At 69.1% G+C, this 13504-nt stretch carries 9 protein-coding genes; 5 read left to right on the forward strand and 4 right to left on the reverse strand.

Annotated elements, in window-relative coordinates; all coding sequences use genetic code 11:
- Window positions 1–78: 78 nt before the first annotated feature.
- From Amac_RS49330 to Amac_RS49340, 3 genes are all read right to left on the reverse strand, one after another.
- Complete coding sequence (locus tag Amac_RS49330; RefSeq protein WP_155361348.1) at window positions 79–1116, reverse strand: family 2 encapsulin nanocompartment cargo protein polyprenyl transferase; 1038 nt, start codon at window positions 1114–1116, stop codon at window positions 79–81.
- The gene (locus Amac_RS49335) at window positions 1116–2489 is read right to left on the reverse strand and encodes a family 2B encapsulin nanocompartment shell protein (protein ID WP_246269201.1); all 1374 of its coding nucleotides are present in this window, start codon (window positions 2487–2489) and stop codon (window positions 1116–1118) included. Before Amac_RS49335 ends, Amac_RS49330 begins: the two co-directional genes overlap by 1 nt.
- Before the next feature lie 1082 nt (window positions 2490–3571).
- Complete coding sequence (locus tag Amac_RS49340; protein WP_170323047.1) at window positions 3572–6685, reverse strand: AfsR/SARP family transcriptional regulator; 3114 nt, start codon at window positions 6683–6685, stop codon at window positions 3572–3574.
- A 216-nt stretch (window positions 6686–6901) separates the two neighbouring features.
- On the opposite strand from Amac_RS49340, the gene Amac_RS49345 reads away from it, so the two are divergent.
- The 5 genes from Amac_RS49345 (at window position 6902) to Amac_RS55695 (ending at window position 10753) form a co-directional block, all read left to right on the forward strand.
- Window positions 6902–8128: a hypothetical protein gene (locus tag Amac_RS49345; RefSeq protein ID WP_155361350.1), complete on the forward strand. Its 1227-nt coding sequence runs from the start codon at window positions 6902–6904 to the stop codon at window positions 8126–8128.
- 2 nt (window positions 8129–8130) lie between these two features.
- The gene (locus tag Amac_RS49350; RefSeq protein WP_155361351.1) at window positions 8131–8703 is read left to right on the forward strand and encodes a hypothetical protein; all 573 of its coding nucleotides are present in this window, start codon (window positions 8131–8133) and stop codon (window positions 8701–8703) included.
- Window positions 8700–9617 (forward strand): carbohydrate kinase family protein, encoded by a 918-nt coding sequence (locus Amac_RS49355; protein ID WP_155361352.1) that lies wholly within the window; start codon window positions 8700–8702, stop codon window positions 9615–9617. The genes Amac_RS49350 and Amac_RS49355 overlap by 4 nt, the downstream gene beginning before the upstream one ends.
- Window positions 9618–9686: 69 nt before the next feature.
- The gene (locus Amac_RS49360) at window positions 9687–10112 is read left to right on the forward strand and encodes a phage holin family protein (RefSeq protein WP_155361353.1); all 426 of its coding nucleotides are present in this window, start codon (window positions 9687–9689) and stop codon (window positions 10110–10112) included.
- The gene (locus Amac_RS55695) at window positions 10109–10753 is read left to right on the forward strand and encodes a DUF3618 domain-containing protein (RefSeq protein ID WP_218041743.1); all 645 of its coding nucleotides are present in this window, start codon (window positions 10109–10111) and stop codon (window positions 10751–10753) included. Before Amac_RS49360 ends, Amac_RS55695 begins: the two co-directional genes overlap by 4 nt.
- A gap of 6 nt (window positions 10754–10759) precedes the next feature.
- Here Amac_RS55695 and Amac_RS49370 read toward each other — a convergent pair whose 3' ends face one another.
- Window positions 10760–12712, reverse strand: coding sequence for a tetratricopeptide repeat protein (locus Amac_RS49370; RefSeq protein ID WP_218041744.1), 1953 nt, complete (start codon window positions 12710–12712; stop codon window positions 10760–10762).
- Between the last annotated feature and the right edge of the window lie 792 nt (window positions 12713–13504).

The raw sequence follows: 13504 nt of genomic DNA on the forward strand, positions 1-13504 counted from the left end.
TGTCTCCGAACCTTGACCCGGTTCGAGGGCTGCCGACCGGGAGCGCGAATCACCGGGTCAAGGTTGCGGGCCGGGCCACTAGACCATGCGGTGGGTCATCAGCCCGGCCAGCGTGGTGAGATCCGCGGCCGGGCGGGGAGCCAGACCGGCCGCGTTCAGGCGGGTGAGAGCCTCTTCCAGCAGGGCGTCGGCCGTGGACTGGCTCCACGCCCTGCCCCCGGCCTCCTCGATGAGACCCGCGGCGCGGGTGAGCTCGTCGTCGGAGAGCAGGGCCTCGCGCCGGTAGAGGGCGGCCAGCTCGCGCCCGGCGGCCGTGCCGGAGGTGAGCGCGGCCACCACGGGAAGCGACTTCTTACGATTCGCCAGATCCGAGTAGACCGGTTTGCCGGTGACCACCGGATCCCCCCAGATGCCGAGCAGATCATCGGCCAGCTGGAACGCCAGCCCTAAGCGGTCGCCGAAGGCCCGCAGATGTTCGACCTGCGCCGCCGTCCCGCCGCCGAAGATGCCGCCCAGCGCGCACGCGCACGCGATCAGCGCGCCGGTCTTGCCGCTCGCCATGCGCAGGCACTCGGCCAGCTCCACCTCCGCCCGGCCCTCGAACTCGACGTCCGAACTCTGCCCGTTCAACAGCTCCTGCACCGTCGCGCTGAGCGCCGACACGCCCTCCCGGGCGAGCGGGTGACCGCTGGACGCCAGCACGTCGAACGCCAGCGTCAGCACCGCGTCACCCGCCAGGATGGCCTGGCTCACCCCGAACGCGCTCCAGGCCGTCGGCCGGTGCCGCCGGGTCGCGTCCCCGTCCATCACGTCGTCATGGAGCAGGGAGAAGTTGTGCACCAGCTCCACCGCGACCGCGGCGGGCAGCGCCTCGCCCGCCTCGCCACCGGCCGCCTCGCCCGCCAGCAGCACCAGCGTGGGCCGCACCGCCTTGCCGCCCCCGCCGGCCTCGGCCGGGACGCCGTGCGCGTCCCACCAGCCCAGGTGATACCCGGTGATGTGGCGCATCGGGGCCGGCAGCTGGTCCACCGCCGGGCCCAGGGCCGGGCGCAGCAGCGCCCGGCCCCAGTCCAGCACCGCACCGGCCGTGCGCCGCTCGATCGACTCCGCGGTCATCAGTGCCCGAGCTCCACGTTCTCCAGCACGCCCAGCGCGTCCGGGATCAGCACGGCCGCCGAGTAGTACGCGCTGACCAGATACGAGATCACCGCTTGCTCGTTGATCCCCATGAACCGCACGTTGAGCCCCGGCTCGACCTCGTCCGGCAGGCCCGTCTGGCGCAACCCGACCACGCCCTGGTCCTCCTCGCCGGTCCGCATCGCCAGGATCGAGGTGGTCTGGGAGTCGCTGATCGGGATCTTGTTGCAGTTCAGGATCGGCACGCCCCGCCAGGCCGGGACATGGCTCCCGTTCACGTCCACCACCGGCGGATACACCCCGCGCTTGGTGCATTCGCGGCCGAAGGCGGCGATGGCGTGCGGGTGCGCGAGGAAGAACTGCGTCTTGCGCCTGCGGCTGAGCAGCTCGTCGAGGTCGTCGGGCGTGGGCGGCCCGGTCCTGGTGTGGATGCGCTGCTTCAGGTCGGCGTTGTGCAGCAGCCCGAACTCGCGGTTGTTGATCAGCTCGTACTCCTGCCGCTCGCGCAGCGCCTCGATGGTGAGGCGCAGCTGCTGCTGCGTCTGGTTCATCGGGTCGTTGTAGAGGTCGGCGACCCGGGTGTGCACGCGGAGCACGGTCTGGGCGACGCTCAGCTCATACTCCCGAGGGGAGACCTCGTAGTCGACGAACGTGCCCGGCAGGACGGCCTCGCCGTGGTGCCCGGCCGCGAGCGCGATGGCGGCCTGGCCGTGACCGTCCTGCGGCCGGTCGGCCGCCGACAGGTAGCCGTCCACCTGGGCGCGCAGCGAGTCGGACTGGGCCAGCAACTCTTCGAACGCCCGCCGGGCCAGGGTCAGCACGGTTCCCGCCGTGGTCGCCTTGACCGTGAACTCCCAGGTGCCGGGCCCGAGCAGGGACCTGTCCCCGAGATGGTCCCCGTCCGCCAGGTTCCCCAGCACCGCCTCGTCCCCGTAGGGGCCGACCCCCAGCCGGTCAAGCTTCCCGTGCGCCACCAGCACCACCTCGTCGGCGGGGTCGCCCGAGGCCACGATGATGTCACCCGGCTCGAAGTCACGCTGGGTGAACCGGCCCGCCAGGCGCTCCAGCGTGTCCGTGTCCTCGTAGCCGCGCAGCAGCGGCAGCTCGCACAACTCCTGCGGGACGACCCGGATCGAGGCCCCCACATTGGTGAAGCTGACCCGGCCGTCGCCGACGGTGTAGGTGAGCCGCCGGTTGACCCGATAGGCCCCGCCCGACACCTCCACCCACGGCAGCACCTTCAGCAGCCACCGCGACGTGATGCCCTGCATCTGCGGCACGGTCTTGGTGGTCGTGGCGAGCTTCCGCGCGGCGGCGGTGCCCAGGCTCAGCTGATCGTTCTGAACGGTCACAATTCACTCCTCAGGTCGCGAAGCGGAGTGGCCCTATGGCGCCGGGCCGGTGACATCCATTCCGGAGGAAACGCCCTCCAGGTCCTGCTCTCAGCGGCCGATGGTTTCGCTGACGTCGAATTCGGTGGCCTTCGGTGGTTTACGTGCGGCAGCCGTACCCAGTCTCAGCTGGTGCTTCTCCACCGTCACTAGCCACCCTCCCGACGATCGGCGAAAAATAACCGGGGCACGGTATTTGACTCAACCTTTAGACGACTTTGGGCCCCCGGTCGGGATCAATAATGGTCCGCGCCCATTCCCGGTGTCAAATTCGAGTTCTCATTCGAATGCGCAAACACAATTTCAAAGTAAATAAACGAAATTGCGGGATATGTCGCGATTGGCCAAGGATTCCCGGAGTGGACGCGGGTAATGTTGTGGCGCGCGCGGGAGCGGCGTTTGGTCCGTCACCGATTGGTTTGACCGTTAGGCGGTCATGGAGGAGGGTGAAGGTTCATGCCGCCGAACACCTGCCCGGCCTGGATCGCCGTTTCATGGACGCGCGCGTCTCCGCCGACCGTGTTGGTCGTGGTGTGCGATTGCTGGACGAGTTGCGCGTTGGCGGAGTCCCACGAGGACAATATGGCCTGGTCGGCGAGTCGCGAGAGAAGTGGGCAGTCGGCGTAGTTCGCGGAAGATCGCGATTTCGTATTATTCTGGATGAGAGACGAACATTACCGCCTCTCATCCAGAGTCTGCCGCTGAGCTACACCTAATTGCTTATGCTTGTTACGCTATGCTTGGTGTGACTCGGCGAAGAATTCACGAAATCGGCAAACTGCACCGACGTCATGAACATGAGAGCGCTCGCGAGGAGCGCTGCACATTTCTTCTTCACTTGTCTCCCAGAGGAGCTTGATCTCGACGTGGGCAGGGCACACGTATATGAAGCACATATATGGCGATGTGCCCGGCGTTGCGAGAGTAATTCTATACCTTCAGATAGGTGCCCTTGACCGCCAGATAGCACCCATTTTTCGGGCTGTTAGGGTGTTTGTGAATAGAATAGCTATTGCTAGATATATGGGGTGGTCTGTCGGGTTTTAGTCGTATCTCTCTACTTGCGCGAGTCGCAAGCGTGCCGCAGGGCCCTCCGGCACGCCCATACGTTCGAACTCCCCGATTGCCTGGCGCCAGTACCGTTCCGCCTGGCTGGGGTCGCTTCGCACGAGCGCGCTGCCCATCCGATCCAGGTTCAGCGACTCCTGATACACGTCGCCTATGCCCCGGGCGATCTCCAGAGCCTGCCGGTAGTAGTCCAGGGCGGTCTCCAGCCGACCGGCCCTCTCATAGACCTCGCCCATGCCGCGCAGAGCCAGGCACTGCTCGTACCTCTCGGAGATCTCCCGAGCGAGCGACAGGGCCCTCTGATGGTGCGCCAGGGCCTGGTCATCGCGATCCATGAGCCCATAGCAGAAGCCGGTCTGGTTGAGCACATCCGAGATTCCCCGGCGGTCGCCCACCTGGCCGTAAATCTGCGACGATCGGCGATACGAGTCAAGAGCCGCTGAATAGTCGCCGATGTGCTGCAGGACGTTGGCCATGTTGCACAACCAAATTGCCTGGTGCTGGCGGCTCATGTCGGGGCTGATCGTCGCCGCCTGCTCCAGAAGCGCCCGCGCCGAGGCGTACCGGCCCAGGCGGAGTTCGAACTCCTGCCAGTTGTTCAGGGTGACCAGTTGCCCCCGCGCGTCCCCGAGCCGCTGATAGACCCGCAGCGCCTGCTGCATCCGCTCGGCCGCCTGTGAGAAATCCCCCTGATGATAGGCGAGGATGCTGATGCTGTTCAGACTCGCCGCCTCGCCCCGCAGATCCCCCAGCGACCGGCGGATGTCCAGCGCCTGCCCGCAGTAGTCGAACGCGGCCTCGAAGTCCGAACGATGCCAGTGAACCAGCCCGATCTGGTCTAGGAGTTCCGCCACCCCGGCCTGGTCGCCGAGCCCGCGCCGGATGGCCAGTCCCTCCGTCGCGTGCCGTAGCGCGTGCTCCAGGTTCCCGCCTCGCCACCGAACCTTGGCGAGATCGCTCAGGGCGGTGGCCAGCCCCGCTTGGTCTTCCAGTTCGTGCCATGCGGTGACCGCGCACTCGTGCAACTCGGCGGCCATGTCCCAGTGCCCGGCGTCTTCCAGGAAGGTGCTGAGCACATGCGGGAGCAGGGCCGCGTGCCGGGTCCACCGCTCTTCGGCGGCGTGCCGGACGAGTTGCCGCAGATTATCGAGTTCGGTCTCCAGCCAGTCTCGCGCTTGCTCCGCGCTGGCCATGCCAGGCCGTACCGGCGGCAGATAGGTCACCACGACGGCGGCGCGCTCGCGCTGGGGGTGGAGGAGGCGGTCGGCCTGGTCGGCGGCGAAGAGGTACAGATCGAGGATCCTGATCAAGGTCTGGCGGCGCTGGGCGAGCGGCTCGCGACCGGCTAACAGGCGGGCGTACTCGCCGATGAGGTCGTGGAAGCGGTACCGGCCGTGCTGGGGTTCGGCGATGAGGTGGTGGTCGAGAAGGCCGTCCAGGACGCCTTCGACCGTGGCCTTGTCCCCCTGGAGCAGGGCGCACGCGGATTCGATGGTGAAATCGGTGCCGGGATGCAGGCCGAGAAGGCGGAACGCGCGCTGGTGAACCTCGTCGAGTTCGTGGAAGGACAGTTCGAAGGCGGCCGTGATCTCGCGGTTCCCCGCGTGGATTTCGGACAGCCGGCGCCGCTGGTCACCGAGTCGGGCCAGCAGGTCGGCGACGCGCAGGGCAGGGCGGACGCGCAGACGGCTGCCGACGAGCTGGATGGCGAGCGGAAGATAGCCGCAGAGCCGGACGACCGAGGCGATGTGCAAGGCCTCGCGGTGGCGGCGCGGGCCGATGACGCGGTCGAACAGGGTGGTGGCGTCGTCGGGCGGGAGGGCGTCGAGGGTGACCGACAGCACGTCGTCGAGCCCGGCCAAGCGGCGGCGGCTGGTGATCAGGACCAGGCAGCCGGGCGTGCCGGGCAGCAGGTGGCCGATCTGGTCGTGGCCGGTGGCGTCGTCCAGGACGATGAGCATCCGGCGCCGGGCCAACTCGGTGCGCCAGAGGGTGGCCCGCTCCTCCAGGCCCTGCGGGATCTGCGCGGCGGGCACTCCCAGCACGCGGAGCAGCCGTCCCAGCGCGGTGGCGGCGTCGACCGAGGATTGTTCCGCGTGATGGCCGTAGAGGTTGAGGTAGAGCTGCCCGTCAGGGTATTCCGGGGTGAGCCGGTGTGCCAGGTGCAGGGCCAGCGCGGTCTTCCCGACCCCGGGCATGCCGTCCACAGCCAGCACCGTCACCGCGTTCGCCCGTGCCGCCGCCATGGCCGTGAGCTGCCGGATCTCATCCGTACGTCCGGTGAAGGTGAACACGTCGCGCGGCAGGTTGTTGGGCGCGTCCGGCCGGCGGCGCGGAGCGGGCCGCAGCGACGGGTCGCCGCGCAGGATGCGCTGGTGGAGTTCGCGCAGGCGGTGGCCGGTCTCGGTGCCGTGGTCGGTGGTGAGGCGGCGGTGCGCTGCCCGGTAGACCTCCAGAGCGCTGGTCACCCGCCCACTGCGGTGCAGGGCGAGCATCTGCAGTTCGACCAGCTTCTCGTCGTACGGATAACGCGCGATGAGTTCGGCGAGTTCGGCGGTGATGTCGGCGTGGTGGCCGAGCCGGAGTTCCAGTTTGCTCCGCTCGACGCTGGCCGCCAGGAACTCGTCGTCAAGGTTCTGCCTGGTCCTGGCCACCCACGAGCCGGAAAGGCCGCCCAGCGGCTCGCCCCGCCAGAGTCCGACCGCCTCCCGCAGCAGTTGCGCGGCCTGCTCGCCGTCGCCGGTTCCCTCGATGGTCCTGGCCTGCGCCCGCAATTGCCGGAACCGGTGATAGTCGACGTTCTCCGGATCGGTTTCTAGAACATATGCGCCAGAACGATGGTGCAGATATGCGTCTTCTCCGATATCCTGCAGTCGAGCCTTGATCCGCGACATGTTGGTGTGAATTCCGGACCGTGCTTTTGGTGGCGGATCGTCGTCCCATATCTTGTTCATCAGAGAATCGATGGATACCGGCTGGCCCGGGGCGAGTGCTAGAACTGCCAGGATGAGGCGTTCTCGGGCATAGCCAGCGTGATGGCGTTCCCGGGCAGCCCAGAGTTCTACCGGGCCCAATATGCGAAATTCCACACAAGCCCCTTTGTGGGGGACGTGTATTCCTTAGGCCAAAGTTTTTCACCTTCGTCAATGGAAATCCAGTTGACCAGGTCGCGTGAACTGTACTGACAGAGTCAGTAAGGTTTCCGCAAGGGTTTCTGCAAGGTCTGGCGCGGACGCTCACGACAAGGGGTGATTCGGGGGGATTGCCCACATCTGGAGCGTGAGCGAGGGGGCTGCAGAGGCAGTATGCCAAGTCTGGAATGGAGCCGGGTCCCGGTCGGGCCCGAGGCCCGCAGATGGGTCACACGAGGGAACTGCAAGACCGTTCTGGTGGTCGTCCACACCGTCACGTCGGGACAGCGCCTGCTGGAGGCGGTCCAGCTGGTCCAGTCGGACCTGCGGGTCCAGGTGCTGTTCACGATCGCGAAGGATGTGTTCAACAACGGGGTCGAAGAGTTCGTGGAGAGCCTCGACGGCGGGGTGCTGCTGCCCTGGCAGCAGGCCGTGAACGAGCGCTTCGACCTGGCCATTGCGGCCAGTCTCGGGTCGGTACACGAGATCAACGCGCCGCTGATCGTGATGGAACATGGGGCCGGATTCAACAAGTTCGTCCCGCGTACGCCCGGCCGGCGCGTGGCCGGCGCGCGCGCCACGTACGGGATGGACCCGCAGCGCCTGCTCCGGGACGGCGCCGTCATCCCGGACGCGATCGTGCTGCCGCACCAGAGCGATCTGGTCCGGCTGGCCAGGCAATGCCCGCAGGCGCTGCCGTCGGCGGAGGTGATCGGCGACCCGATCTACGACCGGCTGGCGGTCAGCCTCGACGATCGCGCGCTGTACCGGCGGGCGCTGGACGTACGGCCCCGCCAGAAGCTGGTCGCGGTCAGCTCCACCTGGGGCACCGAGTCGTTGTTCGGCAAATCCGACCTGATGAGCCGCCTGGTCCGCCAGCTGCCCGCCAGCGAGTACAAGGTGGTCGCGCTGCTGCACCCCAACATCTGGTCCGCGCACGGGGCGAGGCAGGTCCGCGCCTGGCTGGCCGACAGCCAGCGCCGGGGGCTCCAGGTGGTGCAGCCCCAGGACGAATGGCTCGGCGTGCTCGTCGCGGCCGACTGGGTGGTCGGCGACCACGGTTCCGCAACGCTTTACGGCGCGTCCATCGGCAAGCCGACCCTGCTGGCCAGGTTCCCGTCCGAGGACGTGGACCCGAACTCCCCGCTCGGCGAGCTGGCCGCGGTCGCGCCGCGGATCAACCGCTACCAGCCGCTGGCGACCCAGCTCACCCGGGCCGCCGCCGCGCTCAAGCCCGAGCACTCCCAGCGGGTGGAGGAGCGGCTCACCTCGGCCCCCGGCCAGTTCCACCGCAACATGCGGCGGCTGATGTACCGGCTGATGAACCTGCGCCAGCCCGCGTCCATCCCGGTCGCCACCCCGGTCCCGATGCCGTTCCTCACCCCGTACCACGGAGGCTGATCGTGCTCGACAAACTCGTCGTCGCCCACTTCTTCGGGCAGCGCCAGCCGCTGGCGCTGGACCGGACGCCGCCGCTCGCCCCGCGCGCGGCCGTGCCCGCGGTCCTGGTCATCCCCCGGGAGGGTCCGCCGCTCGAGCCCCACCTGATGGTGGTGACCGGCCCGTCGGCCGCCCAGGGCCTGCCATCCGCCGACGCCCACATCGTGGTCGACTCCGACGACGCCCGGGACCAGCGCTGGCAGGAACTGGCCGACGTGCTGATCACCCGGCACGAGGTGGCGGGCCTGCTGGACCGCCACGTCGGCTGCGCGGTCGCCGTGGCCCGGCAGCCGGGCGGCTGCCTGGTCGGCCTGCGGCACGGCCCGCTGGCGCAGATCACCGGGCTCGCCGGGCTCCTCGCCGGCGCCGACCCGTGGCCCGCCACCTTCGGCTCGCTGCTCTACTGCTGGCTGTCCGCCAGGCTCCCGCTGTACGGCCTGACCACGGCCACCGTGATCGCGGGCCACTACCGGGACGGCCGCCACTTCGAGGTGGCCGGCCGCGTACGGATCACGGTGAGCGAGGCGGCGGCATGACCCCGACCATCGTGGTCGCCGGCGCGACCAGCTTCTACCTCTCCCTGGGCGTGGCCGAATTCCCGGTCCACTACCTGCCGACCTGCACGCCCAGGTGGCTGACCGGCGGCGTCTCCGGCGCGGCCGCCCACATCGCCCGCACCGTGCGCACCCTGGGGAGCCACGCCAGGCTCTGCACGGTCGTCGGCACCGACCTGGTCGGCGCCGGCATCCGCGCGGACCTGGACGCGCACGGGCTGCTCGGCCCGGGGGTGATCTCCGGCGAGGGCTCCTCGATGGGCGTCGTCCTGGTCGGCCCCGACGGCCGCCGGATGGGCTACCCGTACCTGGCCCCCGTCAACGACGTCAACTACCCGTTCGACGTGCTCGCCGGGCAGTGCCGGGACGCCGACCTGCTGGTGCTGACGAACGCGAAGTTCGTCCGCCCGCTGGTGGCCCGCGCGGACGGCCTGGGCATCCCGATCGCGGTGGACGCCCACCTGATCGCGGACCCGGGGGACCCGTACAACGAGCCGTGGCTGCGGGCCGCGCGCGTGCTGTTCTGCAGCCACGAGCGCCTCCCGGTGCCACCGGAACGCTGGATCGCCGAGATCTTCGGGCGGTATCCGCGCTGCGCGCTCGTCGGCGTGGGGCTGGGGGCGCGCGGCGCCATGCTGGGCCTGCGGGACGGGCGTCTGATCACGGTCCAGGCGGTCGCGCCACGCGGCGTGCTCAACACCTCGGGCGCCGGTGACGGGCTGTTCGCCACGTTCCTGCATCTGTGGGTGAGCACCGAGGATCCCGTACGGGCGCTGCAGGGCGCGGTACTCAACGCGGGCTGGAAGGTCGGCGACCGCACCCCGGCGGGCGCCTCCCTCACCTCGGCCGACCTTCGCGCGATCCCACCACCCCCGACTATCGTGGGGTTGTGGTGACATAACTACACAAAGGGGTTTTAACGGGATAAATCGGGTACGCGAAGTAGATGGGGGAAGGAGGGACCAATGTCTGTCCACCAGAGAGAGACTCAGTCCACCGCGTCCACCGCCGAGCTCGTGCAGCAGGCGTCCGACCAGGTATCCCGCCTGATCAAGGATGAGATGCGCCTGGCCAGGGCCGAAGTGGTGGGTAAGGGGCGGCAGGCGAGGACGGGCGCCGCCCTGTTCGGCGGCACCGGCGTCATGGCGCTGCTCGGCGCGGGGGCGCTGGTAGCCTGCGCGATCATCGCCCTGGCGATCCCGTGGCCGGCCTGGCTGGCCGCCCTGGTCGTCGGCGCCGCCCTGCTGATCATCGCGGGGATCATGGGCGCCATCGGCAAGAACCGCGTCAAGGGGGCCATGCCGCCCAAGCCGACGCAGGCGGTGAACGGCGTCAAGAGCGACATCGACGCGGTCCGCTCCGGCGTCACCGAGGGGAGGGCGCATCGATGACCCGTCCGCACCGGACAGCGTCCGAGGACGTCGCGGCGATCGCGGAAGACGCCGAGCGGACCCGGGAGGAACTCGGCCGGACGGTGGCCGCCCTCGCCGCCAAGACCGACGTCAAAGGCAGAGCCAAGACCAGCGTCATGGCCAAGGCCCAGACGGCCAAGTCCGGGGCCCACCGGGTCGCGGACAAGGCCGGCCGGCACCCCGGCGCCGTCTTCGCGACCCTGGCCATGCTCGGGGGCGCGCTGGTCCGGGCCCTGTTCAAGCGCAGGAGACCGCAGCCCCGCGGCCGCATGTTCGGCGGGCGCCGCCGCGGCGCCATGCCCATGTCCATGCGCTCGCGGCGCCGCCAGGCCAGGGGCGCGAGAGGCATGATGGCGCGCTTGATGACCGGGATCATGGGCAGATCCACGAACAAGACCATGATGGGGCGAATGCGCGCTCCCATGGGCAAGTCCATGATGGGGCGAATGCGTGCTCCCATGGGCAAGACCATGATGGGCAGAACCATGGGCAAAGCGCGTACTCCTATCGGAAAGACGATGATGGGCGGAAGCATGGGCAGAGCGCGCACGTCCATCGGTAAGACGATGGGCAAGACCATGGGATCGCCCGTCCGATATCCCGGCAGGATGACGCGCTGAGCCGCGTCATTCCAGCTGGGCGAGCAGCCGGTCCAGCCGGGTGGTGGCGGAACCCATTCCGTTCAGCACCTGGCGGGCCCGGCTGAGGAGTTCGCGCGCGTCCTCGGGCCGCCCGTGGCGCAGGGCGACCTCGCCCAGCGTCTGGAGCGCGAACGCCTCGCCCGAGGCGGAGCCAAGCTCGCGCATCACCTGGAGTCCCCGGTTGATGTCCGGCTCGCTCCCCTGGACGCGCCCCAGCAGGATGAGCGCCCGGGTCCGGTTGTACCGATCGGACTCGGCCGCCTCATACGCCGCCGTCAGGTACGGCACCGCCTCCTCGGCCCGGCCGCTCTCCACCAGCGCCCGGCCCAGATCGCATCGGGCCAGCGCCACCCGCCTGACCTCACCGGCCGCCTGGTACCCATCGAGCGCCTCGGTGAACAGCCTGATCGCGGCCTCCGGCCGATCCCGATCCAGCTCCAGCCAGCCGAGCCGCCGATACCCGCCGGCCACCCGATACGCGTTGCCCAGCCCTCGCCAGATCTCCAGCGCCCGCCCGAAATCCTCGGCGGCCTCGTCCCACCGCCCGAGCGTGCGTAGCGAAACCCCGGTCCTGTTCAGCATCTTGGCCTCGCCGACCGGGTCCCCGGCGGCCCGCGCGGCGGCCAGCCCGAGCCGATCCACCTCCAGCCGCTCGGCGTAGAAACCGCGATGCAGGAACAGCGGCCACAACGCGTCCACCAGCTGCCAGGCGATCTCGTGCCAGCCCCGCTCGAACGCGACCTGCGCCGCCGCGCGCAGGTTGCGGAACTCCCGATCCATCCAGTCAAGCCCGTCCGCCGCGTCGGCGAACTCCATCGCCCCCGTTGCCACTGGAATCCGCCGGTACGGCGCCGCCGCGTCACTGGCCGCCCTGGCGGTGTCCAGAAACCAGCTCACCGCCCGCCGCACGCTCTCCTCCCGCGCGGTCGCGGAATCCTCCAGCTCGGCCGTCTCCCGCGCGTGCAACCGGACCAGATCGTGAAACCGGTACTCCCCGCCGGGCAAGTCGTCGAGCAGGTTCGCGTCGGCCAGCACCCCCAGCAGCCGCCGGCTCTCCTCCGGCGGCAGCCCGGCGGCCGCGGCCGCCGCCGCGCCGCCGAAACTCCCCCCGGGAAACAGCCCGAGCAGCCGGTACAGCCGCGCCGCGTCCGGCGCCAGATTCTGGTACGACAACGTCAGTGCGGCCCGGATCGTCATATCGTCCTCCACAGAAAGCGCGCTGAGCCGTCGGCTCTCCTGCGCGAGAGCAGCCACCATCTCGGTCAAGGGCCAGCGCGGCCGGGTGGCCAGCCGGGCGGCGGCCACCGACACGGCGAGCGGCACCCCGGCGCACAGATCCACCAGCTCGGTGGCCGCGGCCAGCTCATCGCCCACCCGATCGTCCCCGAGCGTGTGCCGGAGCAGGTCGAGCCCCGCGTCCACGCCGAGGCGTTCCACCTGGAGCCCGCGCGCGCCGCCTACCACCAGCCCGGCCAGCCGCCACCTGCTGGTCACCAGGACCATCCCGTCTCCGGACGCGGGCAGCAGCGGCCGCACCTGCGCCGCCGAGATCGCGTCGTCCAGCACCACCACGATCCGACGCCCGTTCACCAGCGACTGGTAGAGCGCGGCCCGCTCGGCCAGGCCGCCCGGAATCCGGTCCGGCGCGATCCCGAACGCGCGAATGAACAAACCCAGGACTTCGGCCGGATCGACCGGGGGATCGGTGGCATGTCCGCGTAAATCCGCGTACAGCTGGCCGTCCGGGAAATGGTCGTGATTCCGGTGCGCCCAATTCAGGCTGAGGGTTGTTTTCCCGACCCCCGCCGGGCCGCTCACCACCACCACGACGGGGGACCCGGACGCGGATCGGCGGCCGTTCACCCGATCCAGAAAGGCGAGCGTTTCCCGCCGGTCGATCAGGAGCCCGGCGGGCGGTAACTGGCGTGGCGTGGGCAACGGAACGGACGTCTGATGAATGTGAATACCGCCTCTGACGTCCCGCGCCTGGACCGCAGGCCCATGCACGGTACCGTCCAGGCTGTTGATGTGCTCGCTATGGGGATCTCTGCTCATCACCATGCAGGAGAAATTAATTCGTACCGTTCGATTGCTTATCACAGAAATCCCGCCAGTTGACTTTCCTCCCCTCGATAGTAAGGATCTGTAGAGCCTGAGATCCTTTTCAGTGGTGCGGGTCCACTTTCGCTGAGAAGGCGAACCAGTTCGGCGACGTAGCAAATGACAGCCATGTTTCCTAGTACGGCAGCCGGTGCGCCCAGAGATCACGGAGGTGATTGTCCAGCGATCATGACCTGATCGGAAGCTCGTCGTCGCCTGCCGGTGTGAGTCCGGTCCGGGTAATCGCCAGGGAGCCCGGTAGCAGGCTGGCGGCCCGGTCTGGAAACGGGCCGGGTCGAAGCCCAGCGTCGAAAGCCCCGTTGGGGGAAGCAACTGAGCGGTCCGTAGCGGAAGCGAAGCCTGCCGCGTCGTTAGACACCGAGAGAGAGCCGAGCCGGGCGACTCACGGCGAAGGCCATGGAAGCGGTGAAGATCCTGGAGTGCTGCCGTCAGGGACTCTCCGGCGTAAGAGGGCGCGGAACGTTCAGAGGGTGGCGGCGGGAACTGGGGAGGCCCTCCCCGGCCGGAGCGTGCTGCGGATAGGCGTGGACGACGCCGTCTTATAACCGGTGTGGAGCCGGGAAGTGGGCGGCGGCCGGGAGGGAGTCGGAGGCGGTCGTAGTACCGATC

Origin of the sequence: Acrocarpospora macrocephala (assembly GCF_009687865.1) — a bacterium.
Taxonomy (GTDB): Bacteria; Actinomycetota; Actinomycetes; order Streptosporangiales; family Streptosporangiaceae; genus Acrocarpospora; species Acrocarpospora macrocephala.